The sequence below is a fragment of the Streptomyces sp. SID12501 genome, from assembly GCF_010550245.1.
Lineage (GTDB): Bacteria > Actinomycetota > Actinomycetes > Streptomycetales > Streptomycetaceae > Streptomyces.
In genome coordinates this window covers 1-599 of record NZ_JAAGLU010000277.1, presented here as the reverse complement: position 1 = coordinate 599, position 599 = coordinate 1, and the positions used below count along the sequence as shown (strand labels likewise).

General features: G+C 66.3%; 1 protein-coding gene. It reads left to right on the top strand.

All coding sequences use genetic code 11. The features are described from left to right. Nucleotides 1-163 precede the first annotated feature (163 nt). Nucleotides 164-599 (top strand): aldehyde dehydrogenase family protein (locus tag G3I71_RS45725; RefSeq protein WP_164324852.1); only part of this gene is annotated, 436 nt, incomplete at its 3' end.

Sequence of the window (599 nt, the reverse complement as noted above, 5' to 3'; positions counted from 1 at the left end):
TGATCCCACTGTAACGAGAACTTGTTCCAGTGGTAGCCCGGGTCTACCACTTTCTCGCTTCGTGGGTGCGGTCCGCACCGTGGACTCCTGGAACAGGAACTGGTATCAGTTCTGACGAGCAGTCAGGTACGTAACGTGTGCGGTTTCGCGGGAGGCAACAGCCATGACGGAACTTACGGAGCTTGCGGAACACGGAAAGCTGTTCATCGGCGGGGAGTTCACAGACCCGCTGGGCACCGACGTCATCGAGGTGATCTCCCCGCACACCGAACAGGTCATCGGCCGCGTGCCGCACGCCTCCGAGGCCGACGTGGACCGGGCTGTCGCAGCGGCCCGCCGCGCCTTCGACGAGGGCCCCTGGCCCCGGATGACGCTGGACGAGCGGATCGCGGTGATCACCCGGATCAAGGACGCCTTCGCCGTACGGTACGAGGAGTTCGCGCGCCTGATCAGCGCCCAGAACGGCACCCCGTACAGCGCGAGCGTGATGGTGCAGGCGCTCGCCGCGATGATGGTCTGGGACTCGGCGATCACGGTGGCGCGCACGTTCCCGTACGAGGAGCCGCCCGACGGAATCCTCGGCCCCCCCCTGGTCCGCC